This window comes from Kluyvera sp., from assembly GCF_047971185.1.
GTDB lineage: Bacteria > Pseudomonadota > Gammaproteobacteria > Enterobacterales > Enterobacteriaceae > Kluyvera.
In genome coordinates this window covers 18624-42729 of the sequence record NZ_JBKDZH010000003.1, presented here as the reverse complement: position 1 = coordinate 42729, position 24106 = coordinate 18624, and the positions used below count along the sequence as shown (strand labels likewise).

The 24106-nt window shown below is 56.5% G+C and carries 24 protein-coding genes; 23 read left to right on the top strand and 1 reads right to left on the bottom strand.

Annotated features, from left to right (window positions below; all coding sequences use genetic code 11):
* The first annotated feature begins 70 nt into the window (after positions 1-70).
* The 9 genes from ACK5JN_RS00395 (at position 71) to rihA (ending at position 8774) form a co-directional block, all read left to right on the top strand.
* On the top strand, positions 71-1117 hold the full coding sequence (locus ACK5JN_RS00395) for a PhoH family protein (protein ID WP_416868336.1): 1047 nt from the start codon (positions 71-73) through the stop codon (positions 1115-1117).
* Complete coding sequence (gene ybeY / locus ACK5JN_RS00390; RefSeq protein WP_416868335.1) at positions 1114-1581, top strand: rRNA maturation RNase YbeY; 468 nt, start codon at positions 1114-1116, stop codon at positions 1579-1581. The genes ACK5JN_RS00395 and ybeY overlap by 4 nt, the downstream gene beginning before the upstream one ends.
* A 98-nt stretch (positions 1582-1679) precedes the next feature.
* Positions 1680-2558: a CNNM family magnesium/cobalt transport protein CorC gene (gene corC, locus ACK5JN_RS00385; protein WP_064548409.1), complete on the top strand. Its 879-nt coding sequence runs from the start codon at positions 1680-1682 to the stop codon at positions 2556-2558.
* Between the two features lie 5 nt (positions 2559-2563).
* The gene (gene lnt / locus ACK5JN_RS00380) at positions 2564-4102 is read left to right on the top strand and encodes an apolipoprotein N-acyltransferase (RefSeq protein WP_416868334.1); all 1539 of its coding nucleotides are present in this window, start codon (positions 2564-2566) and stop codon (positions 4100-4102) included.
* A gap of 403 nt (positions 4103-4505) precedes the next feature.
* Positions 4506-5414: an amino acid ABC transporter substrate-binding protein gene (locus tag ACK5JN_RS00375; protein WP_416868333.1), complete on the top strand. Its 909-nt coding sequence runs from the start codon at positions 4506-4508 to the stop codon at positions 5412-5414.
* A 166-nt stretch (positions 5415-5580) separates the two neighbouring features.
* Complete coding sequence (locus tag ACK5JN_RS00370; protein ID WP_416868332.1) at positions 5581-6321, top strand: amino acid ABC transporter permease; 741 nt, start codon at positions 5581-5583, stop codon at positions 6319-6321.
* Positions 6321-6995 carry a glutamate/aspartate ABC transporter permease GltK gene (gene gltK / locus ACK5JN_RS00365; RefSeq protein WP_416868331.1) on the top strand — a complete coding sequence of 225 codons (675 nt, stop codon included), beginning with the start codon at positions 6321-6323 and terminating at the stop codon, positions 6993-6995. Before ACK5JN_RS00370 ends, gltK begins: the two co-directional genes overlap by 1 nt.
* Entirely contained in the window at positions 6995-7720 is a 726-nt protein-coding gene (locus ACK5JN_RS00360; RefSeq protein ID WP_065355519.1) for an amino acid ABC transporter ATP-binding protein, read from the top strand. Before gltK ends, ACK5JN_RS00360 begins: the two co-directional genes overlap by 1 nt.
* Before the next feature lie 118 nt (positions 7721-7838).
* Positions 7839-8774, top strand: coding sequence for a pyrimidine-specific ribonucleoside hydrolase RihA (gene rihA / locus ACK5JN_RS00355; RefSeq protein ID WP_416868330.1), 936 nt, complete (start codon positions 7839-7841; stop codon positions 8772-8774).
* A gap of 89 nt (positions 8775-8863) precedes the next feature.
* Here rihA and ACK5JN_RS00350 read toward each other — a convergent pair whose 3' ends face one another.
* Entirely contained in the window at positions 8864-9346 is a 483-nt protein-coding gene (locus tag ACK5JN_RS00350; protein WP_416868329.1) for a zinc ribbon-containing protein, read from the bottom strand.
* A 225-nt stretch (positions 9347-9571) separates the two neighbouring features.
* Here ACK5JN_RS00350 and leuS point away from each other — a divergent pair, with 225 nt between their 5' ends.
* The 14 genes from leuS to ACK5JN_RS00280 all read left to right on the top strand — a co-directional run bounded on the left by leuS (position 9572) and on the right by ACK5JN_RS00280 (position 23972).
* A complete protein-coding gene (gene leuS, locus ACK5JN_RS00345) occupies positions 9572-12154 on the top strand; it encodes a leucine--tRNA ligase (protein WP_416868328.1) in 2583 nt (860 codons plus the stop codon).
* Between the two features lie 14 nt (positions 12155-12168).
* A complete protein-coding gene (lptE, locus tag ACK5JN_RS00340; protein ID WP_416868327.1) occupies positions 12169-12741 on the top strand; it encodes an LPS assembly lipoprotein LptE in 573 nt (190 codons plus the stop codon).
* Entirely contained in the window at positions 12741-13772 is a 1032-nt protein-coding gene (gene holA, locus ACK5JN_RS00335; RefSeq protein ID WP_416868326.1) for a DNA polymerase III subunit delta, read from the top strand. Before lptE ends, holA begins: the two co-directional genes overlap by 1 nt.
* Complete coding sequence (gene nadD / locus ACK5JN_RS00330) at positions 13765-14424, top strand: nicotinate-nucleotide adenylyltransferase (protein ID WP_416868325.1); 660 nt, start codon at positions 13765-13767, stop codon at positions 14422-14424. Before holA ends, nadD begins: the two co-directional genes overlap by 8 nt.
* 9 nt (positions 14425-14433) lie before the next feature.
* Positions 14434-15045 carry an adenosylcobalamin/alpha-ribazole phosphatase gene (locus tag ACK5JN_RS00325; RefSeq protein WP_416868324.1) on the top strand — a complete coding sequence of 204 codons (612 nt, stop codon included), beginning with the start codon at positions 14434-14436 and terminating at the stop codon, positions 15043-15045.
* 260 nt (positions 15046-15305) lie between these two features.
* Complete coding sequence (gene rsfS / locus ACK5JN_RS00320) at positions 15306-15623, top strand: ribosome silencing factor (RefSeq protein WP_416868323.1); 318 nt, start codon at positions 15306-15308, stop codon at positions 15621-15623.
* 3 nt (positions 15624-15626) lie between these two features.
* Complete coding sequence (gene rlmH / locus ACK5JN_RS00315; protein ID WP_064548242.1) at positions 15627-16094, top strand: 23S rRNA (pseudouridine(1915)-N(3))-methyltransferase RlmH; 468 nt, start codon at positions 15627-15629, stop codon at positions 16092-16094.
* A 26-nt stretch (positions 16095-16120) separates the two neighbouring features.
* Positions 16121-18022 (top strand): peptidoglycan DD-transpeptidase MrdA, encoded by a 1902-nt coding sequence (mrdA, locus tag ACK5JN_RS00310; RefSeq protein WP_416868322.1) that lies wholly within the window; start codon positions 16121-16123, stop codon positions 18020-18022.
* A 2-nt stretch (positions 18023-18024) separates the two neighbouring features.
* Complete coding sequence (mrdB, locus tag ACK5JN_RS00305; RefSeq protein ID WP_416868321.1) at positions 18025-19137, top strand: peptidoglycan glycosyltransferase MrdB; 1113 nt, start codon at positions 18025-18027, stop codon at positions 19135-19137.
* A 10-nt stretch (positions 19138-19147) separates the two neighbouring features.
* Positions 19148-20275, top strand: coding sequence for an endolytic peptidoglycan transglycosylase RlpA (rlpA, locus tag ACK5JN_RS00300; RefSeq protein ID WP_416868320.1), 1128 nt, complete (start codon positions 19148-19150; stop codon positions 20273-20275).
* Positions 20276-20414: 139 nt separating this feature from the next.
* Positions 20415-21614 carry a D-alanyl-D-alanine carboxypeptidase DacA gene (gene dacA, locus ACK5JN_RS00295; protein ID WP_416868319.1) on the top strand — a complete coding sequence of 400 codons (1200 nt, stop codon included), beginning with the start codon at positions 20415-20417 and terminating at the stop codon, positions 21612-21614.
* 106 nt (positions 21615-21720) lie between these two features.
* The gene (ybeD, locus tag ACK5JN_RS00290; RefSeq protein ID WP_416868318.1) at positions 21721-21984 is read left to right on the top strand and encodes a DUF493 family protein YbeD; all 264 of its coding nucleotides are present in this window, start codon (positions 21721-21723) and stop codon (positions 21982-21984) included.
* Positions 21985-22081: 97 nt separating this feature from the next.
* Positions 22082-22723, top strand: coding sequence for a lipoyl(octanoyl) transferase LipB (gene lipB / locus ACK5JN_RS00285; RefSeq protein WP_416868317.1), 642 nt, complete (start codon positions 22082-22084; stop codon positions 22721-22723).
* 292 nt (positions 22724-23015) lie between these two features.
* On the top strand, positions 23016-23972 hold the full coding sequence (locus ACK5JN_RS00280) for a YbeF family transcriptional regulator (RefSeq protein WP_416868316.1): 957 nt from the start codon (positions 23016-23018) through the stop codon (positions 23970-23972).
* Positions 23973-24106: the final 134 nt, after the last annotated feature.

The following is a 24106-nucleotide window of genomic DNA, read 5'->3' as shown; positions in this document are numbered from 1 at the left end:
GCGGCGTGAATAATTCCTTTACGTGCCCAGGACGCTTGTCCTACGGCTATACAGACATAAGAGGAACAGTTTGAACATAGACACTCGCGAAATTACCCTGGAGCCGGCAGACAATGCCCGTCTGCTGAGCCTGTGCGGCCCGTTTGATGACAACATCAAACAGCTGGAGCGACGACTGGGCATCGAAATCAACCGCCGCGATAACCATTTCAAACTGACGGGACGCGCCATCTGCGTGACCGCCGCTGCCGATATTCTGCGCAGCCTGTACGTGGACACCGCCCCAATGCGCGGCCAGATTCAGGATATTGAGCCAGAGCAGATCCATCTGGCCATTAAAGAAGCCCGCGTGCTGGAGCAAAGCGCCGAGAGCGTGCCGGAATACGGTAAAGCCGTTAATATCAAAACCAAGCGTGGGGTGATCAAGCCGCGTACGCCGAACCAGGCGCAGTACATCGCCCATATTCTTGACCACGACATTACCTTCGGCGTCGGCCCGGCGGGTACCGGTAAAACCTACCTCGCGGTAGCGGCTGCGGTCGATGCGCTCGAACGCCAGGAGATTCGCCGTATTCTGCTGACCCGTCCGGCGGTGGAAGCAGGCGAAAAACTCGGCTTCCTGCCGGGCGATCTGAGCCAGAAAGTCGACCCGTACCTGCGCCCGCTGTACGACGCACTGTTCGAAATGCTGGGCTTCGAAAAGGTCGAGAAGCTGATGGAGCGCAACGTTATTGAAGTCGCCCCGCTGGCCTACATGCGCGGCCGTACGCTGAACGATGCGTTTATCATTCTTGATGAAAGCCAGAACACCACCATCGAACAGATGAAGATGTTCCTGACGCGTATCGGCTTTAACTCTAAAGCGGTTATCACCGGCGACGTCACCCAGATTGACCTGCCGCGCAGCACCAAATCAGGCCTGCGCCATGCTATCGAAGTGCTGGCCGAAGTTGATGAAATCAGCTTTAACTTCTTCCACAGCGAAGACGTGGTGCGCCACCCGGTGGTTGCCCGTATCGTTAACGCCTATGAGGCGTGGGAAGAAGCCGATCAAAAACGTAAAGCCGAGCTGGCCGCAGAACGTAAACGCGAAGCTCAGGCGCAGGAGCAGAAATGAGTCAGGTGATCCTCGATCTCCAGTTGGCCTGTGAAAACAACACCGGCCTGCCAGAAGAAAGTCAGTTCCAGGGCTGGCTGGATGCCGTTATCCCGCAGTTTCAGGAAGAATCGGAAGTAACGATTCGCCTGGTGGATGAAGCGGAAAGCCACGAGCTGAACCTCACCTACCGCGGTAAGGATAAACCGACTAACGTGCTCTCCTTCCCGTTTGAAGCGCCGCCGGGGATCGAGATGCCGCTGCTGGGCGATCTGATCATCTGCCGTCAGGTGGTGGAGCAGGAAGCCGTTGAGCAGGGCAAACCGCTGGAAGCGCACTGGGCGCACATGGTGGTGCACGGAAGCCTGCATCTGCTGGGCTACGACCACATTGAAGACGACGAAGCGGAAGAGATGGAAAGCCTTGAGACAGAGATAATGCTTGCTCTGGGCTATGAGGACCCGTACATTTCCGAGAAAGAATAACGCATTGGGCTTCGGCCCAATGTTTATCCATGCCGTCCGGCGCTGAGTTTACGCGCGACGAGCGACATTTAAATCAACATGAGAACCCAAACGACGCCATGAGCGACGACAATTCACACAGTAGTGACACAGTAAACAGCAAAAAGGGATTTTTCTCCCTCTTACTCAGCCAGCTTTTCCACGGTGAACCGAAAAACCGTGACGACCTTCTGGCGCTGATCCGTGATTCCGGGCAGAACGAGCTTATCGATGAAGATACGCGCGACATGCTCGAAGGGGTAATGGATATCGCCGACCAGCGCGTCCGCGACATCATGATCCCGCGCTCGCAAATGATTACCCTGAAACGCAACCAGACCCTGGACGAATGTCTTGATGTGATTATCGAGTCCGCCCACTCGCGTTTCCCGGTGATCAGCGAGGACAAAGATCACATTGAAGGGATTCTGATGGCCAAGGACCTGCTGCCGTTTATGCGCAGCGACGCCGAAGCCTTCAGCATGGACAAAGTGTTACGCACCGCGGTTGTCGTACCGGAAAGCAAACGGGTTGACCGTATGCTCAAGGAATTCCGCTCCCAGCGCTACCATATGGCCATCGTTATCGATGAGTTTGGCGGCGTCTCTGGCCTGGTGACGATCGAAGATATTCTGGAGCTTATCGTCGGCGAAATCGAAGACGAGTATGACGAAGAAGATGATATCGACTTCCGTCAGCTCAGCCGCCACACCTGGACGGTGCGCGCGCTGGCTTCTATCGAAGACTTTAACGATGCCTTCAGCACCCACTTCAGCGATGAAGAGGTCGATACCATCGGCGGCCTGGTGATGCAGGCCTTCGGTCACCTGCCGGCGCGTGGGGAAACCATCGACATCGATGGTTACCAGTTTAAGGTGGCGATGGCCGACAGCCGTCGTATTATTCAGGTTCATGTTAAGATTCCGGACGATTCCCCCCAACCGAAACTGGACGAATAATCTCCATGGCATTTGCCTCATTGCTTGAACGCCAGCGCATTCGCCTGCTGCTGGCGCTACTTTTCGGAGCCAGCGGTACGCTGGCTTTTTCTCCTTATGACATCTGGCCTGCGGCGATTATCTCGCTGATGGGCCTGCAGGGGCTGACGCTCAACCGTCGCCCGGTGCAGGCAGCGGCCATTGGTTATTTCTGGGGCTTTGGCCTGTTCGGCACCGGTATCAACTGGGTCTACGTCAGCATCGCGCAGTTTGGCGGCATGCCCGGCCCGGTTAACGTCTTCCTGGTGGTGCTGCTGGCGGCTTATCTGTCGCTGTATACCGGCCTGTTTGCCGGCATTCTGTCGCGCCTGTGGCCGAAAACCCACTGGCTGCGCGTCGCCATTGCCGCACCGGTGGTCTGGCAGCTAACGGAATTCCTGCGCGGCTGGGTACTGACCGGCTTCCCGTGGCTGCAGTTTGGCTACAGCCAGATCGACGGCCCGCTACAGGGGCTGGCCCCGCTGATGGGCGTCACCGCGATTAACTTCCTGCTGATGATGGTCAGCGGCCTGCTGGTGCTGGCGCTGGTCTCCCGCAACTGGCGTCCGCTGGTAGTCGGCGTGATCCTGTTCGCGCTGCCCTTCCCGCTGCGCTATATCCAGTGGTATACCCTGCAAACCGACAAAACCACTCAGGTTTCGCTGGTGCAGGGCGACATTCCGCAGGCGCTGAAGTGGGATGAAAATCAGCTGCTCAACACGCTGAAGGTCTATCTCGACGCCACCGAGCCGCTAATGGGCAAATCGCAGCTGATTATCTGGCCGGAGTCGGCGATTCCGGATCTGGAAATTAACCAGCAGCGCTTCCTCAGCATGATGGATGATTTACTACGCGCGAAAGACAGCACGCTGATTACCGGTATCGTCGATGCGCGCCTCAATAAGCAGAATCGCTACGACACCTACAACACCATCATCACGCTGGGTAAAGACAGCCCGTACAGCTACGAATCCCACAATCGCTATAACAAAAACCACCTGGTGCCGTTCGGCGAGTTTGTACCGCTGGAGTCGATTCTGCGCCCGTTAGCGCCGTTCTTTGACCTGCCGATGTCATCGTTCAGCCGCGGCCCGTACATTCAGCCGCAGCTGCAGGCGCATAACCTGAAGCTGACCGCCGCCATCTGCTACGAGATTATCCTCGGCCAGCAGGTGCGCGATAACTTCCGCCCGGACACCAACTTCCTGCTGACCATCTCGAACGATGCGTGGTTTGGTAAGTCGATTGGCCCGTGGCAGCATTTCCAGATGGCGCGGATGCGCGCGCTGGAGCTGGCGCGCCCGCTGCTGCGCAGCACCAACAACGGCATTACCGCCGTGATTGGCCCGCGCGGTGAAATTCAGGCGATGATCCCACAGTTTACCCGCCAGGTACTGACCACCCGCGTGACGCCGACCACCGGCTTAACCCCGTACGCGCGCACCGGCGACTGGACGGTGTGGATTATGACGGTTCTGTTTGGTTTTGGCGCGTTGGTGATGAGCCTGCGTCAGCGCCGTCGGTAACGGCGCTCCCCGGCGTCGCTAACGCTCGGCCGGGCTACGGTTTGCATCACTTGTAGCCCGGCCGAGCGTTAGCGACGCCGGGACTCTCTCCTCTCCCCCCCGCCACTCTGGCACGCCATTTGCTTAATATAATCAAGACGCTGCATATCTTCGCCGAGCGCAACCTGGTTGCACCATAACAAGACATCGGTAGCACCATTATTGTGCAAACTGCGATTTTTGCCTCAAAGCGGTGCGGCACGCCTCGCAAAAATAAACAATAAAGCAGCAAAATCTTTACATTAAGCCAAACCAAATGCTAACAAACACAGATAACGCTGCACGCTAAAGACGCAGTGATAACAACACAACACTCACACTGGGTCTCAATGCGTCCATGACGCAGACGATGAAGGAGGTGGAGATGCACTTACGTAAGCTAGCCACAGCAATGCTGGTCATGGGGATGTCAGCCGGTCTGGCCCATGCGGAAGATGCGGCCCCTGCAGCAGGCGGCACGCTCGCTAAAATCGCGAAAAACGGCGTCATCGTCGTCGGTCACCGTGAGTCTTCGGTGCCGTTCTCTTATTACGATAACCAGCAGAAAGTGGTGGGCTACTCTCAGGATTATTCCAACGCCATCGTTGAGGCGGTGAAGAAGAAGCTCAATAAACCTGACCTTCAGGTCAAGCTGATCCCGATTACCTCGCAGAACCGTATCCCGCTGCTGCAAAACGGGACCTTTGATTTCGAATGTGGCTCAACCACCAACAACGTTGAGCGTCAGAAACAGGCCGCCTTCTCCAACACCATCTTCGTGGTGGGCACGCGTCTGCTGACCAAAAAAGGCGGCGACATTAAAGACTTCCCGGATCTGAAAGACAAAGCCGTTGTCGTGACCTCCGGTACCACCTCCGAAGTTCTGCTGCACAAGCTGAATGACGAGCAAAAAATGAATATGCGTATCATCAGCGCCAAAGACCACGGTGACTCCTTCCGTACGCTGGAAAGCGGCCGTGCGGTGGCGTTTATGATGGATGACGCGCTGCTGGCGGGCGAGCGCGCCAAGGCGAAGAAACCCGACAACTGGGAAATCGTCGGCAAGGCGCAGTCTGAAGAAGCCTACGGCTGTATGCTGCGTAAAGACGATACCGAGTTTAAAAAGCTGATGGACGATACCATCGCCCAGGCGCAGACCTCCGGCGAAGCGGCGAAATGGTTTGAGAAATGGTTCAAAAACCCGATTCCGCCAAAAAATCTGAACATGAACTTTGAGCTCTCTGACGAGATGAAAGCGCTGTTCAAAACGCCAAACGATAAAGCACTTAACTAATAAAAAATACGGGGCGGAAAAAACTGCCCTCTCGATTGTCGTGCAGCACGGACAGACTATATGCCAGGTGGTCGTTCCCCACCTGGCCTGAATACCGCAAAACGCTGTTCAACAATCTTCGAGGGTAGCAGGTGGAACTGCTACCCTTTTTTTTCTGGAGTTCATTATGTCAATAGACTGGAACTGGGGAATCTTTTTACAACAGGCCCCTTTCGGCAACACCACCTATCTCGGCTGGATCTGGAGCGGTTTCCAGGTCACCATCGCGCTGTCGATTACCGCGTGGGTTATCGCTTTTCTCGTCGGCTCGCTGTTCGGCATTCTGCGTACCGTACCGAACCGCTTTTTAGCGGCAATCGGCACCTGCTACGTTGAACTGTTCCGTAACGTTCCGCTGATCGTACAGTTCTTTACCTGGTATCTCGTGGTGCCAGAGCTGCTGCCGGAAAGCCTCGGCATGTGGTTTAAAGCTGAGCTGGATCCCAATATCCAGTTCTTCCTCTCATCAATGATTTGTCTGGGCCTGTTCACCGCCGCACGCGTCTGCGAGCAGGTGCGTGCCGCCATTCAATCGCTGCCGCGTGGGCAGAAAAACGCCGCGCTGGCGATGGGGCTGACCTTGCCGCAAGCCTACCGCTACGTGCTGCTGCCGAATGCCTACCGGGTGATCGTCCCGCCGATGACCTCGGAAATGATGAACCTGGTGAAAAACTCGGCCATCGCCTCAACCATTGGTCTGGTGGATATGGCGGCGCAGGCGGGCAAACTGCTCGACTACTCCGCGCACGCCTGGGAATCCTTTACCGCGATTACCCTCGCCTATGTCCTGATTAACGCCGTGATTATGCTGGTAATGGCGCTGGTGGAACGCAAAATCCGCCTGCCGGGCAACCTGGGGGGTAAATAATGTACGAATTTGACTGGAGTTCGATTGTCCCGTCGATGCCCTACCTGCTGGCAGGGCTGGTGATCACCCTTAAAATTACCGTCACGGCAATTATTATCGGTATCGTCTGGGGCACCATTCTGGCGGTAATGCGCCTGTCTGCGTTCAAACCGATCGCCTGGTTTGCCAAAGCCTACGTAAACGTCTTCCGCTCCGTGCCGCTGGTGATGGTGCTGCTGTGGTTCTATCTGATCGTGCCCGGCTTCCTGCAAAACGTGCTGGGGCTGTCGCCGAAAACGGATATTCGTCTGATCTCGGCGATGGTGGCTTTCTCGATGTTTGAAGCCGCTTACTATTCAGAAATTATCCGCGCCGGGATTCAAAGTATTTCCCGCGGCCAGTCCAGCGCCGCGCTGGCGCTGGGGATGACCCACTGGCAGTCGATGAAGCTCATTATTCTGCCGCAGGCCTTCCGCGCCATGGTGCCGCTGCTGCTGACCCAGGGGATCGTCCTGTTCCAGGATACCTCACTGGTGTACGTGCTGAGCCTTGCCGACTTCTTCCGTACCGCTTCAACAATAGGTGAGCGTGATGGAACCCAGGTGGAAATGATTCTGTTCGCTGGTTTTGTCTATTTTGTTATTAGCCTTAGCGCTTCGCTGCTGGTCAGCTACTTGAAGAAAAGGACCGTATAATGATTACCCTGAAAAACGTCTCTAAATGGTATGGTCACTTTCAGGTGCTGACCGACTGCTCCACGGAAGTGAAAAAAGGCGAAGTGGTGGTGGTGTGCGGGCCGTCCGGCTCCGGTAAATCCACCCTGATTAAAACCGTCAACGGTCTCGAACCGGTGCAGCAGGGGGAGATCCTCGTCAACGGCACGAAGGTGAACGACAAGAAAACCGATCTGGCAAAGCTGCGTTCGCATGTTGGCATGGTGTTCCAGCACTTCGAGCTGTTCCCGCACCTGTCGATTATCGAGAACCTGACGCTGGCGCAGGTCAAAGTGCTCAAGCGCGATAAAGCCGCGGCCCGTGACAAAGGCCTGAAGCTGCTCGAGCGCGTGGGTCTGTCCGCTCATGCCAACAAGTTCCCGGCACAGCTGTCCGGCGGCCAGCAGCAGCGCGTGGCGATCGCCCGAGCGCTGTGTATGGATCCGGTGGCGATGCTGTTCGATGAACCCACCTCGGCGCTCGATCCGGAAATGATCAACGAAGTGCTGGACGTGATGGTCGAACTGGCCAACGAAGGAATGACCATGATGGTGGTAACCCACGAAATGGGCTTCGCCCGTAAAGTGGCAAACCGGGTTATCTTTATGGACGAGGGTAAAATCGTCGAAGATGCCGAAAAAGAAGCTTTCTTTGCCAATCCGAAATCGGAGCGTGCCAAAGACTTCCTCGCCAAAATCCTGCACTAACCTTCCCGGCGCGCACTCGGCAGAGTGCGCGCTGCATCACGCTTTAACGCCTATCTGCTCGTTCATTCCATTAGCAAGCCTTACCCTTGTCACAAAATAACGCGAACAAGGAACTGCTATGGCACTGCCGATTATTCTTGATTGCGATCCGGGTCATGATGACGCGATCGCTATCGTCCTCGCGCTTGCTTCCCCAGAGCTCGAGGTCAAAGCCATCACCTCCTCCGCCGGTAACCAGACGCCGGAGAAAACTCTGCGCAACGTGCTGCGTATGCTGACGCTGCTGCAACGCCCGGACATCCCGGTCGCCGGCGGCGCGGTGAAGCCGCTGATGCGCGAGCTGATTATTGCCGATAACGTCCACGGTGAGAGCGGGCTCGATGGCCCGGCGCTACCGGAGCCTTCGTTCGTTCCGCAAGACTGTACCGCCGTCGAGCTGATGGCCAAAACCCTGCGCGAGAGCGCACAGCCGGTCACCATCGTCTCCACTGGCCCACAAACCAACGTGGCGCTGCTGCTGAATAGCCACCCTGAACTGCATGCGAACATCGCCCGCATCGTGATCATGGGCGGCGCCATGACCCTGGGGAACTGGACACCCGCCGCCGAGTTCAACATTTTCGTCGACCCGGAAGCAGCGGAAATCGTCTTCCAGTCAGGTATTCCGGTCGTCATGGCCGGGCTCGACGTCACCCATAAAGCGCAGATCCACGCCGCCGACATCGAACGCTTTCGCGCCATTGGCAACCCCATCGCCACCATCGTCGCCGAGCTGCTGGACTTCTTTATGGAGTACCACAAAGATGAGAAATGGGGATTTGTCGGCGCGCCGCTGCACGACCCTTGCACCATCGCCTGGCTGCTGAAGCCTGAACTGTTTACCACCGTAGAACGCTGGGTAGGCGTGGAGACGCAGGGTAAATATACCCAGGGGATGACGGTGGTGGATTATTACTTCCTGACGGGGAATACCCCGAATGCGCAGGTGATGGTCGATGTGGACCGCCAGGGGTTTGTGGACTTACTGGCGGAGCGGCTGGCGTTTTACGGCTGAGCCGCTCCCGGGGTCGCTAGCGCTCACCCGGGCTACCCCAGCTGTTAATGAATGTAGCCTGGCCGAACGCAGTGACGCCGGGATTGGTGTTATGGCTCAAACGGCCTGCGCAGGAACTGATCGTGCCCGCACTTCGGGCACCTCGGCAGCACGTCCGGAGTGTACACCGCCAGATGATAGTGGCACTTCTCGCAGACCAGATTCCCCAGCCCGACCACTTCCCCACTGTGGTACACGCCGTGGTGATTCAAATCCTGGAACACCTCGCGCCACTCCAGCTGCGTTTTGTCGGTAATATCCACCAGCTCCTGCCAGAGACTCTCTTTAATCACCCGCAGAAAAACGCTGTCGGACTCGTCCTCCTGGCTTTCGCCATAGCTCATCGCAAACTCTTCCAGGTCGCGACGCACGGCGCGCAGCAGGTCATCGATTTCACTGCGCGTTAACTCGCTGGTTTGCGCGATTTTCGCCCGCGCCTGTGCGACCAGCGCGTCGATATCACGTTCGCCGTTACGCAAACGTTCGGTCAGCGTTGCGATCAGTTCACGGTAAATTTGAGCAACCTTGTTCATCGTTTCCTCTCCCAGCTAGTTAACCTCTTCTAATAATAGCCGTTATTTCAATTTCGCTTTGCCAGGTTCGCCACAGAGTTCAATCATTACCGCCCGAGCTTTTCACCGCCTTAACGTGCGAAAGGCTGTTTTGACGTGCACGTTTGGGCTATGCTATGCGGATCTGAAATACCACATCTATTGGCTACTGATGTAGCTGTATTGAAAACAGGATTACTGGCCGCCATGCAAGAGCAATACCGCCCGGAAGAGATAGAATCGAAAGTCCAGCTTCACTGGGACGAGAAGCGCACATTTGAAGTTACTGAAGACGAGAGCAAAGAGAAGTATTACTGCCTGTCGATGCTTCCCTATCCTTCTGGTCGACTACACATGGGCCACGTTCGTAACTACACCATCGGCGACGTGATTGCGCGCTATCAGCGCATGCTGGGCAAAAACGTGCTGCAGCCTATTGGCTGGGATGCGTTCGGTCTTCCTGCGGAAGGTGCGGCAGTAAAAAACAACACCGCCCCGGCACCGTGGACGTACGACAACATCGCCTACATGAAAAACCAGCTCAAAATGCTGGGCTTCGGCTACGACTGGAGCCGCGAGCTGGCGACCTGCACCCCGGAATACTACCGCTGGGAGCAGAAATTCTTCACCGAGCTGTACAAAAAAGGGCTGGTGTACAAGAAAACGTCCGCCGTTAACTGGTGCCCGAACGACCAGACTGTATTGGCGAACGAACAGGTTATCGACGGCTGCTGCTGGCGCTGTGATACCAAAGTTGAGCGTAAAGAGATCCCGCAGTGGTTTATCAAAATCACCGCCTACGCGGACGAGCTGCTGAACGATCTGGACAACCTGGATCACTGGCCGGACACCGTGAAAACCATGCAGCGTAACTGGATCGGCCGTTCTGAAGGCGTGGAAATCACCTTTGACGTGACCGGTTACGACAACACGCTGACCGTCTACACCACCCGCCCGGACACCTTTATGGGTGCCACCTACCTGGCGGTGGCTGCCGGCCACCCGCTGGCGCAGAAAGCGGCAGAGAACAATCCTGAGCTGGCTGCCTTCATCGACGAATGCCGCAATACCAAAGTGGCCGAAGCCGATATGGCGACCATGGAGAAAAAAGGCGTCGACACCGGCTTTAAAGCGGTTCACCCGCTGACTGGCGAAGAAATCCCGGTATGGGCGGCTAACTTCGTGCTGATGGAATACGGCACCGGTGCGGTGATGGCCGTTCCGGGTCACGACCAGCGCGACTACGAATTTGCTACCAAATACGGTCTGACCATCAAGCCGGTTATTCTGGCCGCCGACGGCTCTGCGCCGGATCTCTCCGAGCAGGCGCTGACCGAGAAAGGCGTGCTGTTCAACTCAGGCGAGTTCGACGGTCTGGACTTCGAAGCAGGCTTCAACGCCATTGCCGATAAACTGGCCGAGAAAGGCGTTGGCGAACGTAAAGTGAACTACCGTCTGCGCGACTGGGGCGTTTCCCGTCAGCGTTACTGGGGCGCGCCAATCCCGATGGTGACTCTGGAAGACGGCACCGTGCTGCCAACCCCAGAAGATCAGCTGCCGGTTATCCTGCCGGAAGACGTGGTCATGGACGGTATCACCAGCCCGATCAAAGCCGATCCGGAATGGGCGAAAACCACCGTTAACGGTCAGCCTGCGCTGCGTGAAACCGACACCTTCGATACCTTTATGGAATCCTCCTGGTACTACGCGCGCTACACCTGCCCGCAGTACAACGAAGGCATGCTGGACCCAGAAGCCGCTAACTACTGGCTGCCGGTCGATATCTACATTGGCGGTATCGAACACGCCATCATGCACCTGCTCTACTTCCGCTTCTTCCACAAACTGATGCGCGACGCGGGCATGGTCAACTCTGACGAGCCGGCTAAGCAGCTGCTGTGTCAGGGCATGGTGCTGGCGGATGCGTTCTACTACGTGGGCGCCAACGGCGAGCGTAACTGGGTCTCTCCGGTTGATGCTATCGTTGAACGTGACGAGAAAGGTCGTATCGTGAAAGCGAAGGACGCGGCGGGCCATGAGCTGGTGTATACCGGCATGAGCAAAATGTCCAAGTCCAAAAACAACGGCATCGACCCGCAGGTAATGGTTGAACGCTACGGCGCGGACACCGTACGTCTGTTTATGATGTTCGCCTCACCGGCTGACATGACGCTGGAATGGCAGGAATCCGGCGTTGAAGGGGCTAACCGCTTCCTGAAGCGCGTCTGGAAACTGGTTTACGAGCACACCGCTCGTGGCCCGGTCGCCGCGCTGAACATCGACGCGCTGAGCGAAGATCAGCAGGCGCTGCGCCGTGATGTCCACAAAACGATCGCGAAAGTGACCGATGATATCGGCCGCCGTCAGACCTTCAACACCGCGATTGCGGCGATCATGGAGCTGATGAACAAGCTGGCGAAAGCGCCGCAGGAAGACGAGCAGGACCGCGCGCTGATGCAGGAAGCGCTGCTGGCCGTCGTGCGTATGCTCAACCCGTTCACCCCGCACGTTTGCTTCACCCTGTGGCAGGAGCTGAGCGGCGAAGGGGATATCGACAATGCGCCGTGGCCGGTGGCTGACGAGAAGGCGATGGTGGAAAACACCACGCTGGTCGTCGTGCAGGTTAACGGTAAAGTGCGTGGGAAAATCACCGTTGCGGTCGATGCGACTGAAGAACAGGTGCGTGAACGCGCAGGCCAGGAACACCTGGTCGCGAAATACCTTGAGGGCGTTACCGTACGTAAAGTCATCTACGTACCGGGTAAACTGCTTAACCTGGTTGTAGGCTAAGCGCGGGAGGAAGCGTGCGATATCTGACAACATTGTTGTTATCTTTGGCGGTGCTGGTCACCGCCGGATGCGGCTGGCATCTGCGTAGTACCACGCAGGTGCCGGACGAAATGAAAACATTGATCCTTCAGTCCAGCGATCCTAACGGCCCGCTGAGCCGTGCGGTACGCGAGCAGCTGAGAAGCAATGGTATCTCGGTGCTGGATCAGAGCACGCTTCGTCAGGACGTGCCGTCGCTGCGTCTGGGTGGCGCCAGCATCTCTAAAGATACGGCCTCCGTCTTCCAGAATGGTCAGACAGCGGAGTATCAGATGGTGATGACGGTTCGCGCTTCGGTGCTGATACCGGGTCAGGATATCTTCCCGATCTCTGCCAAAGTGTATCGTTCCTTCTTCGACAACCCGCAAAAAGCGCTGGCGAAGGATAACGAACAAAGCATGATCATTCAGGAAATGTACCAGAGGGCCGCCGAACAGCTGATTCGTAAGCTGCCAAGCGTGCACATCGCTGATGTAAAAGAGAGCACTAATGACGCGGCCACCGCGCCTGCTGACGGCTCTCGCGTCTCGACCACTCTGGGTAACTGATGATTCGGTTGTACCCAGAACAACTCCGCGCGCAGCTCTCTGAAGGGCTGCGCGCGGCCTATCTCCTGCTCGGTAATGACCCTCTTTTCCTTCAGGAAAGTCAGGACGCGATACGGCACGCCGCCGTCAGCGAAGGCTTTATCGAGCACCATACCATCACGCTGGACGCCAGCACCGACTGGAACGAGATCTTCTCGCTATGCCAGGCCATGAGCCTGTTCGCCAGTCGTCAGACGCTGCTGTTGCTGCTACCGGAAAACGGCCCAAACGCCGCCATCAACGAACAGCTAGCTACGCTGGTAAGCCTGCTGCATGACGATCTGCTGCTGATCGTACGCGGCAACAAGCTCACTAAATCGCAGGAAAATGCCGCCTGGCTCCAGGCGCTGGCCACCCGTGCCGTGCAGATTAGCTGCCAGACGCCGGAGCCGGCTCAGCTGCCGCGCTGGCTGGCTAACCGCGCCAAACAGAATAATCTTCAGCTTGATGAACCCGCCAGCCAGCTGCTGTGCTACTGCTATGAAGGCAACCTGCTGGCGCTGGCGCAGGCGCTGGAGCGCCTGTCGCTGCTGTGGCCGGACGGTAAACTCACGCTGCCGCGCGTTGAACAGGCGGTCAATGATGCTGCGCACTTTACGCCGTTCCACTGGGTTGATGCCCTGCTGGCCGGGAAGAGCAAGCGGGCGCTGCACATTCTGCAGCAGCTGCGTCTTGAAGGCAGCGAGCCGGTGATCCTGCTGCGCACCGTGCAGCGCGAGCTGCTGCTGCTGGTGAGCCTCAAGCGCCAGAGTGCGCACACGCCGCTACGCTCCCTGTTTGATAAACACCGCGTCTGGCAAAACCGCCGGGCGCTGGTTGGCGAGGCGGTCAACCGGCTGAGCGGCCCGCAGCTGCGCCAGGCGGTGACCCTGCTCAGCCGCGCGGAGCTGACGTTAAAACAGGATTACGGTCAGTCTATCTGGGCTGAACTGGAAAGTTTGTCGCTACTGCTTTGCCATAAAGCGCTAGCCGACGTATTTATCGATGGATGATATGGAAAAACTACAGGCGCTTTTCGGGGGGACTTTCGATCCCATCCATTATGGTCACCTGAAGCCGGTCGAGATTCTGGCTAACCAGATTGGTCTGTCCAGGGTCATCATTATGCCCAACAATGTGCCGCCGCACCGCCCACAGCCGGAGGCCACCAGCGAACAGCGTAAATTAATGGTGGAACTGGCCATCGCCGATAAGCCGCTGTTTGTGCTCGACGAACGCGAACTGCGCCGCGACACGCCCTCCTTTACGGCGGATACGCTTCAGGAATGGCGCGCGGAACAGGGGCCGGATAAGCCGCTGGCCTTCATTATCGGCCAGGACTCGCTGCTCACCTTCCCCAGCTGGCATCGCTACGAGACCATCCTCGATAACGCGCATCTGCTGGTGACTCGCCGTCCGGGCTATCCGCTGGCCATGCAGCAGGAAGAACATCAGCACTGGCTGGATCGCCACCTCACCAACAATATTGAGGATCTGCACAACCAGCCTGCGGGGAAAATCTACCTCGCGGAAACCCCCTGGTTCGACGTCTCCGCTACGCTGATTCGCGAACGGCTGGAGCGTGATGAGCCGTGCGACGAGATGATGCCGGAAGCGGTGCTCACCTACATCATGCAGCAGGGCTTGTACCACCACGGCGTATAAGGAAGCGGCATGAAACTGTGGTTAGTTCGTCATGGCGAAACCGAAGCCAACGTGGCTGGGCTGTACAGCGGCCACGCGCCAACGCCGCTCACGGCCAAAGGCCAACGGCAGGCAGAGCGACTTGGCGAGATGCTACATCAGGTGCCCTTCGACTATGCGCTGTGCAGCGAGCTTGAGCGTACGCAGCGTACCGCACAGCTGCTGCTGGGCGAGCGCGACGTACCGCTGGCCGCCAATCCCCTGCTCAACGAGATGTTTTTCGGCGACTGGGAGATGCGCCACCACCGCGACCTGCAGGTAGAAGATAAAGAGAATTACGCCGCCTGGTGCGCTGACTGGCAGCACGTCGCCCCCACCAATGGCGAAGGTTTTCCCGCTTTTTCCCGCCGCGTCGCCGCCTTCGCCGAAGAGCTGGCACACTATTCCTACCAGAATTTACTCATCGTCAGCCATCAGGGCGTGCTTAGCCTGTTAACGGCGCGCTTACTGGGGATGCCGACCGCCAGCATGTGGCATTTTCGCATTGACCACGGCGCGTGGAGCATGATTGATTTTACGCCACAATTTACCACACTGAGGGTGCTGAACAGCCGGGCGATTTGGCTGCCGGAAGAGGGATAGAACCGATTTCTGCGTCACAGCGTAGCCAACCCATTGACACTAATTATTAGGCTGTTATTCTCCGCAGCCTGAATCCTCCCCCTCCAGCATTTGTAGACAGAAATTGTTTTACAAAAATGGCGATGCAATCGACATGCAGGAATGGGATGATACCCCGCCTGAAAGGCCGTTTGGTGATTTTTTGTCCCGACAATAATTTCAGTTCAGGTATACTGTCAGGCTGTTTTATATCGTTCATCTTCACACCCCAGGGGGAACACTTGCAGGGTAAAGCACTCCAGGATTTTGTAATCGACAAAATTGATGATTTAAAAGGTCAGGATATCGTCACCATCGATGTTCAGGGTAAATCCAGCATCACCGATTGCATGGTTATCTGCACCGGTACCTCCAGCCGTCACGTTATGTCCATCGCCGACCATGTGGTTCAGGAATCCCGCGCTGCCGGCCTGCTGCCGCTGGGCGTTGAAGGCGAAAACGTAGCCGACTGGATTGTCGTTGATTTAGGCGATGTCATTGTCCACGTCATGCAGGAAGAGAGCCGTCGCCTGTATGAACTGGAAAAGCTCTGGAGTTAAGTTGTGAAGCTGCAGTTGGTCGCCGTCGGCACCAAAATGCCGGATTGGGTACAAACCGGTTTTACCGAATACCTTCGCCGTTTTCCGAAAGATATGCCGTTCGAGCTGGTGGAGATTCCCGCCGGCAAGCGCGGTAAAAACGCGGACATCAAGCGTATTCTGGATAAAGAAGGCGAGATGATGCTCGCCGCCGCAGGAAAAAACCGCATCGTCACGCTGGATATCCCTGGCAAACCCTGGGATACGCCACAGCTTGCGCGCGAACTGGAACGCTGGAAGGGTGACGGTCGTGATGTCAGCCTGTTAATCGGCGGGCCGGAAGGACTTTCTCCGGCATGCAAGGCTGCAGCAGAACAAAGTTGGTCGCTCTCCACCCTGACGCTCCCCCACCCGCTCGTGCGCGTGCTGGTGGCTGAAAGCCTCTACCGGGCGTGGAGCATTACCACCAACCACCCTTACCACCGCGAGTAATGAGACCTAGGTAGAATAAGCAGCGAATGAAACTACAGAATTCTTTTCGCGACTATACGGCAGAGTCCGCGCTCTTTGTGCGCCGGGCAGTGGTCGCTTTTTTGGGAATTTTGCTGCTTACCGGCGTGCTGATTGCCAACCTCTACAATTTACAGATCGTTCGCTTTACCGACTATCAGACGCGTTCTAATGAAAACCGCATTAAGCTGGTGCCTATCGCGCCAAGCCGCGGCATCATTTACGATCGCAACGGCACCCCGCTGGCGCTGAACCGCACCATCTACCAGCTGGAAATCATGCCGGAAAAAGTCGACAGCGTGCAGCAGACCATCGACGGCCTGCGCAACGTGGTTGACCTGAGCGATGATGATATCGCCGCTTTTAAGAAAGAGCGCGCCCGTTCGCATCGCTTTACCTCGATTCCGCTTAAAACCAACCTCACGGAAGTGCAGGTCGCGCGCTTTGCCGTCAACCAGTACCGCTTCCCCGGCGTTGAGGTGAAGGGCTATAAACGCCGCTTCTATCCTTACGGCTCCGCGCTGACCCACGTGATCGGCTACGTTTCAAAAATTAACGATAAAGACGTCGACCGCCTGGATAAAGACGGCAAGCTGGCCAACTACGCGGCCACCCACGATATCGGCAAGCTGGGTATTGAGCGCTATTACGAAGATATGCTGCACGGGCAAACCGGCTACGAAGAGGTTGAAGTCAACAACCGCGGTCGCGTGATCCGCCAGCTTAAGGAAGTTCCACCGCAAGCCGGGCACGATATTTACCTGACGCTCGACCTCAAGCTCCAGCAGTACATCGAAACGCTGCTGGCGGGCAGCCGCGCCGCGGTAGTGGTGACCGATCCGCGCACCGGCAGCATTCTGGCGCTGGTGTCAACGCCAAGCTACGACCCGAACCTGTTTGTCGACGGGATCTCCAGCAAAGACTACAGCGGCCTGCTGAACGACCCGAACACGCCGCTGGTTAACCGTGCGACCCAGGGGGTTTACCCGCCGGCTTCGACGGTCAAACCGTACGTTTCCGTCTCCGCCCTCAGCGCCGGGGTTATCAACCGCAATACCAGCCTGTTCGACCCGGGCTGGTGGCAGTTGCCGGGTTCGGAAAAACGCTACCGTGACTGGAAAAAATGGGGCCACGGCCACCTTAACGTCACCAAGGCGCTGGAAGAGTCAGCGGATACCTTCTTCTATCAGGTCGCTTATGATATGGGTATCGACCGCCTCTCAGAATGGATGAGCAAGTTCGGCTACGGCGACTACACCGGTATCGACCTGGCGGAAGAGCGCTCGGGTAACATGCCGACCCGCGAATGGAAACTCAAGCGCTTCAAGAAACCGTGGTATCAGGGCGATACCATCCCGGTCGGGATTGGCCAGGGCTACTGGACGGCCACGCCAATTCAGATGAGCAAGGCGCTGATGATCCTGATTAACGACGGCGTGGTGAAGATCCCTCACCTGCTCGCCAGCAAGGTGGAAGACGGCAAAAAAGTGCCGTGGACGCAGCCGCAGGAGCCGCCGATTGGCGATATTCACTCCGGCTTCTGGGAAATTGCCAAAGACGGGATGTATGGCGTAGCCAACCGTCCGAACGGCACCGCGCACAAATACTTTGCCGGCGCGCCGTATAAAATCGCGGCGAAATCCGGTACCGCGCAGGTCTTTGGCCTGAAGGCTAACGAAACCTATAACGCTCACCGTATCGCTGAGCGTCTGCGTGACCACAAATTAATGACCGCTTTTGCGCCGTATAACGATCCTCAGGTCGCCGTGGCGATTATCCTGGAGAACGGCGGCGCGGGCCCGGCTGTCGGTACCATCATGCGTCAGATCCTTGACCACATTATGCTGGGCGACAACAATACCGAATTACCGACCGAGAACCCTGCTGCGGCCGCGTCGGAGGACCAATAATCATGACGGATAATCCGAACAAAAAATCGTTCTGGGATAAAATCCATATCGACCCCGCGATGCTGCTGATTTTACTGGCGCTGCTGACCTACAGCGCGCTGGTTATCTGGAGCGCCAGCGGCCAGGATATGGGGATGACGGAGCGTAAAATCGGCCAGATTGCCATGGGCCTGGTTATCATGGTGGTAATGGCGCAGATCCCGCCGCGGGTGTACGAAGGCTGGGCGCCGTGGCTCTATATCATCTGTATCATTCTGCTGGTGGCGGTCGACGCCTTTGGCGCCATCTCCAAAGGGGCGCAGCGCTGGCTGGATCTCGGCATCGTGCGTTTCCAGCCGTCCGAAATCGCCAAAATCGCCGTGCCGCTGATGGTGGCGCGCTTTATCAACCGCGACGTCTGCCCGCCGACGCTGAAAAACACCGGCATCGCGCTGGTGCTGATTTTCATGCCGACGCTGCTGGTTGCCGCGCAGCCAGACCTCGGTACCTCGATCCTGGTCGCCCTCTCCGGTCTGTTCGTGCTGTTCCTCGCGGGCCTGAGCTGGCGCTTAATTCTCGTCGCCGTAGTGATGGTGGCCTGCTTCATTCCGATACTGTGGTTCTTCCTGATGCACGACTATCAGCGCCAGCGCGTGATGATGCTGATGGATCCGGAGTCAGACCCGCTCGGTGCGGGCTACCACATTATCCAGTCTAAAATTGCTATCGGTTCCGGCGGCCTGCGCGGTAAAGGCTGGCTACACGGCACGCAGTCGCAGCTTGAGTTCCTGCCGGAGCGTCATACCGACTTTATTTTTGCGGTACTGGCGGAAGAGCTGGGGCTGATCGGCATTCTGGTGCTGCTGGCGCTGTACGTGCTGTTGATCATGCGCGGCCTGTGGATTGCCGCCCAGGCGCAAACCACCTTTGGCCGCGTGATGGCCGGCGGTTTGATGCTGATTTTATTCGTATATGTCTTCGTAAATATTGGTATGGTAAGTGGCATCTTGCCGGTGGTAGGCGTACCGCTGCCGCTGGTCAGCTACGGGGGCTCGGCCCTGATCGTACTGATGGCCGGGTTTGGTATCGTGATGTCGATACACACCCACAGAAAAATGTTGTCAAAAAGCGTCTAAGGGGTGCTCAATGCGTAAGCAATGGCTTGGGGTCTGCATAGCGGCAGGGCTGCTGGCGGCTTGTTCGAGTGATAATGTTCAGCAACAAACCGTCTCCACGCCACAACCTGCGGTATGTAATGGCCCAACGGTGGAAATCAGCGGGGCCGATCCACGCTTTGAACCTCTGAACGCGACGGCGAATCAGGACTACGAACGCGACGGTAAGAAGTACAAAATCGTGCAGGATCCGGCGAACTTCAGCCAGGCCGGTCTGGCCGCCATCTATGATGCGGAGCCGGGCAGCAACCTGACGGCGATCGGCGAAACCTTCGATCCGATGCAGCTCACCGCGGCGCATCCGACGCTGCCGGTGCCAAGCTACGCGCGTATTACCAACCTGGCGAATGGCCGGATGATCGTGGTGCGCATTAACGATCGTGGCCCGTACGGCAACGATCGCGTGATTTCACTCTCCCGCGCGGCGGCGGATCGTCTGAACACCTCAAACAATACCAAAGTCCGTATTGACCCGATTATCGTCGCGCAGGACGGTTCGCTTTCAGGCCCAGGTATGGCCTGTACCACCGTGGCAAAACAAACCTACGCGCTGCCGAGCCGCCCGGACCTGAGCGGCGGGATGGGCAGCGTCTCGTCCGCGCCACAGGCCGCGGCACCGCAGGGTGACGTGCGCGCCATCAGCAATGATACGCTCACCGCCGCCGACAGCGGCGAAGGCGCACCGGTGAAAAGCAGCGGCTTCCTCGGCGCCCCCACGCCGCTGAATAACGGCGTGATCGAAGAGTCTGCGCCAACAGCGGCCGCCCCCGTCGCGGCACCCGTAACAGCCCCAGCAACGGCACCGGTCACTGCGCCTGCCAGCGCGGCCCCTGCTGCAACCGCAGCCGTTGCGGCTCCCGCTGCGGCAGCCACCGGCGATTATGTGGTTCAGGTTGGCGCAGTGAGCGACCAGGCCCGCGCGCAGCAGTATCAGCAGCGTCTGAGCCAGCAGTTCTCGGTACCGGGTCGCGTCACGCAAAACGGCGCGGTCTGGCGGATTCAGCTCGGCCCGTTCGCCAGCAAAGGCGAAGCCAGCACCCTACAACAGCGTTTGCAGAGCGAAGCACAGCTGCAATCGTTTATTACACGCGCCAACTAAAGCGCTCAGAGGTGTCCGATTTTTCGTATATGTAAAAGTCATTAACAAAGTCATATGCGATGTCGGATGCCTGTCTGCAGGGCATTTGCTATAGTAAGGCACTTTTTTTAACTCCATCACGGATGTCGTTGTTTTGACCATGAAGACCTCTTTTCTCGCTTGCTTACTCATTCCGGCGCTCTCCGTCGCAGCACTGACCTCCGCTGCCCACGCCGATGACCTGAACATCAAAACTATGATTCCAGGCGTTCCGCAGATTGACGCCGAGTCGTACATTCTTATTGATTACAACTCCGGTAAGGTACTGGCAGAGCAGAACGCTGACTCCCGCCGCGATCCGGCAAGCCTGACCAAAATGATGACCAGCTACGTCATCGGCCAGGCCATGAAAGCAGGCAAATTCAAAGAGTCCGATCTGGTCACCATCGGTAACGATGCGTGGGCCACCGGCAACCCGGTCTTCAAGGGTTCCTCCCTGATGTTCCTGAAGCCAGGCATGCAGGTACCGGTATCACAGCTGATCCGCGGGATTAACCTGCAGTCCGGTAACGACGCCTGCGTGGCGATGGCCGACTATGTCGCCGGTAGCCAGGACGCCTTCGTTGGCCTGATGAACAGCTACGTCAACGCGCTGGGTCTGAAAAACACCCACTTCCAGACCGTCCACGGCCTGGATGCCGATGGCCAGTACAGCTCCGCACGCGATATGGCGATGATTGGTCAAGCGCTGATCCGCGATGTGCCGAACGAATACACCATCTATAAAGAGAAAGAGTTCACCTTTAACGGTATCCGTCAGCTGAACCGTAACGGTCTGCTATGGGACAACAGCCTGAACGTAGACGGCATCAAAACCGGCCACACCGACAAAGCCGGTTATAACCTGGTGGCTTCCGCGACCGAAGGCCAGATGCGCCTCGTCTCCGCCGTGATGGGCGGCCGTACCTATAAGGGCCGTGAAACCGAAAGCAAAAAGCTGCTGACCTGGGGCTTCCGCTTCTTTGAAACCGTTAATCCTATCAAGGCAGGTAAAGAGTTCGCCTCTGAGCCGGCCTGGTTTGGTGATACCGACCGCGCCTCCCTGGGCGTCGACAAAGACGTATACCTGACCATCCCGCGCGGCCGCATGAAAGATCTGAAGGCCAGCTACGTGCTGACCAGCAGCGAACTGCACGCGCCGCTGCAGAAAAACCAGGTTGTGGGTACCATCAACTTCCAGCTGGACGGCAAAACTATCGATCAGCGTCCGCTGGTGGTGCTGCAGGAAATTCCTGAAGGCAACTTCTTTGGCAAAATCATTGATTACATTAAATTAATGTTCCATCACTGGTTTGGTTAAAAATCACCCACTTGAAAGTGTGATTTCCATCCCCATATACTATGCATAGCTAAAATAACTCCCGCTAACCATGCGGGAGTTATTCTTTTTTAACACTGGAGCTGACATGAAAACCAAACTGAACGAACTGCTTGAATTCCCTACACCGTTTACTTACAAAGTAATGGGTCTGGCGAAACCTGAGCTGGTTGACCTGGTGGTTGAAGTGGTACAGCGCCATGCGCCAGGTGACTACTCTCCGCAGATAAAACCGAGCAGCAACGGCAATTACCACTCGGTGTCGATTACCATCAATGCCACCCACATTGAGCAGGTTGAGACGCTGTACGAAGAGCTGGGCAATATTGAAATTGTCCGTATGGTGCTGTAATCGCATCTCCGTTACCCGGCACTGCCGGGTAACGCCTCCCCCCTCCTGCCTGTGATATACTCTGCGTCCATCATTTTCCCTCTGTGGAGACGCTGTTTTGGACTTTAATACCCTCCTCATCCGTCAACTGGGCCTGCAGCCTTACGCGCCCGTATCTCAGGCGATGCACGACTTTACCGACAACCGCGATGAATCAACGCTGGACGAGATCTGGCTGGTTGAGCATCAGCCGGTTTTCACTCAGGGTCAGGCGGGTAAGGCAGAACACGTACTGGTACCGGGCGATATTCCGGTCATTCAGAGCGACCGCGGCGGCCAGGTGACCTACCACGGTCCGGGCCAGCAGGTGATGTATGTCCTGCTGAATTTGAAGCGCCGCAAGCTGGGCGTCCGCGAGCTGGTGACGCTGCTGGAGCAAACCGTGGTCAACACGCTGGCCGAGCTGGGTATTGAGGCCCATCCACGCGCCGATGCGCCGGGCGTGTACGTGGGTGAAAAGAAAATTTGCTCGCTGGGGCTGCGAATCCGCAAGGGCTGCTCATTCCACGGACTGGCGCTGAATATTGCTATGGATTTATCCCCTTTCCTGCGTATTAACCCTTGTGGCTATGCGGGCATGGAGATGGCGCAGGTTTCTCAGTGGGTTGAAGAGGCAAAACCGGAAAATATATCTCCCATTCTGGTCTCCCAATTTTTAGCGTTGCTAAACAATCCCCCGCACGAATATATCTCTGCTTAATATATTATACATCGCGGCCCGATATTGCATTGGGTCGCGGGCTGTCTCTGGCTTGCCCCTTAATATCATCATCAGAATTATCGATTTTTTATCTTAAAAATGACGCTTGCCTCTCATTTTTTTGCAAAATCACGTCAACGATATACACTTAATGAAGCATTAGCATCATTAATACATTGAGCAATAAAGAAAATTCCGATTTACATCTTGCGGTAAGGCTGATTCACCAATCATAATAATAATGAAATCATCAACTATCATTCATGGAGTGAATGAATATGGAGTGAGTAGTGTGGATTATAACGAGAAGCCCGAAAATAAAATAAACCTGAATGTCGATAATGAGACGCCACAAATATTTCGTACCCTGCGTAATATAGACCTTAACTTATTGACCATATTTGAAGCGGTATATGTGCATAAAGGCATCGTCAATGCGGCGAAAATCCTGAATCTCACGCCGTCAGCCATTAGCCAATCCATCCAGAAACTCCGGCTCCTCTTTCCCGACCCGCTGTTCATTCGTAAAGGACAGGGCGTTACCCCAACGGCCTACGCGATGCACCTGCATGAATACATTAGCCAGGGGCTGGAATCAATTCTCGGGGCGCTGGATCTGGACGGCAGCTACGATAAGCAGCGGGTAATCACAATTGGTACGGCGGCATCGGTTGGGGCTATCGTCATGCCGGTTATCTATCAGGTGGTAAAACAAACCTATCCGCAGGTGCTGCTGCGGAACGTCGCGGTTACCGACGCCAACACCCAGCTCAGCCAGTTCCAGACGGATTTGGTCATCGACAACCACGAGCATAACAACCCGCGCACGCTGGGACGTCATGCGCTGTTTAGCGACAACCTGGTGCTGGTCTGCCGCCAGCAGCACCCGGCTCTCAATGAGGAACCCTCGCTAGAGACGCTGATGCAGTATGAGCATACGCTGCTGACGATGGACGGGGCCGGGCAAAACGATCAGTACAAGCGTATTCGCGATATGCTCCCCGACCGCCAGGTCAGCGTAAGCAGTTACAACCTGTTTACCATCGCGTCACTCCTCGCCTCGAGCAACCTGATTGGCATTATGCCGCTGCGCTTCTACCACATCTTTAAGCAGTGCTGGCCGCTGTGCACGCTGAACTTTGAACCCTTGCAGCAGGAACGGGTCGATTTTTCATTGCATTACAACAAACTCAGTTTACGGGACCCGGTAATGCAAAACATTATCAACGTCATTCAACAGGCGTTCTGATCCCTACACCACGCTCTCCCCCTTGCCGGCAAAAAAGCATTATTCAACAACTATTTTACAATTTGCCGGCCAGGCAGGCTGCTTTATACCCCATTTAAATGGTATACTGCGTGCCATTAATTCAAAAATAGTTG

Coding starts and splice junctions, on each gene's coding strand:
- lnt (WP_416868334.1), top strand. CDS start 2,564: ATGGCATTTGCCTCATTGCTTGAACGCCAGCGCATTCGCCTGCTGCTG.
- ACK5JN_RS00325 (WP_416868324.1), top strand. CDS start 14,434: ATGAAACTGTGGTTAGTTCGTCATGGCGAAACCGAAGCCAACGTGGCT.
- holA (WP_416868326.1), top strand. CDS start 12,741: ATGATTCGGTTGTACCCAGAACAACTCCGCGCGCAGCTCTCTGAAGGG.
- rihA (WP_416868330.1), top strand. CDS start 7,839: ATGGCACTGCCGATTATTCTTGATTGCGATCCGGGTCATGATGACGCG.
- gltK (WP_416868331.1), top strand. CDS start 6,321: ATGTACGAATTTGACTGGAGTTCGATTGTCCCGTCGATGCCCTACCTG.
- dacA (WP_416868319.1), top strand. CDS start 20,415: ATGAAGACCTCTTTTCTCGCTTGCTTACTCATTCCGGCGCTCTCCGTC.
- leuS (WP_416868328.1), top strand. CDS start 9,572: ATGCAAGAGCAATACCGCCCGGAAGAGATAGAATCGAAAGTCCAGCTT.
- mrdB (WP_416868321.1), top strand. CDS start 18,025: ATGACGGATAATCCGAACAAAAAATCGTTCTGGGATAAAATCCATATC.
- ACK5JN_RS00360 (WP_065355519.1), top strand. CDS start 6,995: ATGATTACCCTGAAAAACGTCTCTAAATGGTATGGTCACTTTCAGGTG.
- ACK5JN_RS00350 (WP_416868329.1), bottom strand. CDS start 9,346: ATGAACAAGGTTGCTCAAATTTACCGTGAACTGATCGCAACGCTGACC.
- rlpA (WP_416868320.1), top strand. CDS start 19,148: ATGCGTAAGCAATGGCTTGGGGTCTGCATAGCGGCAGGGCTGCTGGCG.
- nadD (WP_416868325.1), top strand. CDS start 13,765: ATGGATGATATGGAAAAACTACAGGCGCTTTTCGGGGGGACTTTCGAT.
- ACK5JN_RS00370 (WP_416868332.1), top strand. CDS start 5,581: ATGTCAATAGACTGGAACTGGGGAATCTTTTTACAACAGGCCCCTTTC.
- mrdA (WP_416868322.1), top strand. CDS start 16,121: ATGAAACTACAGAATTCTTTTCGCGACTATACGGCAGAGTCCGCGCTC.
- ybeY (WP_416868335.1), top strand. CDS start 1,114: ATGAGTCAGGTGATCCTCGATCTCCAGTTGGCCTGTGAAAACAACACC.
- ACK5JN_RS00375 (WP_416868333.1), top strand. CDS start 4,506: ATGCACTTACGTAAGCTAGCCACAGCAATGCTGGTCATGGGGATGTCA.
- corC (WP_064548409.1), top strand. CDS start 1,680: ATGAGCGACGACAATTCACACAGTAGTGACACAGTAAACAGCAAAAAG.
- ybeD (WP_416868318.1), top strand. CDS start 21,721: ATGAAAACCAAACTGAACGAACTGCTTGAATTCCCTACACCGTTTACT.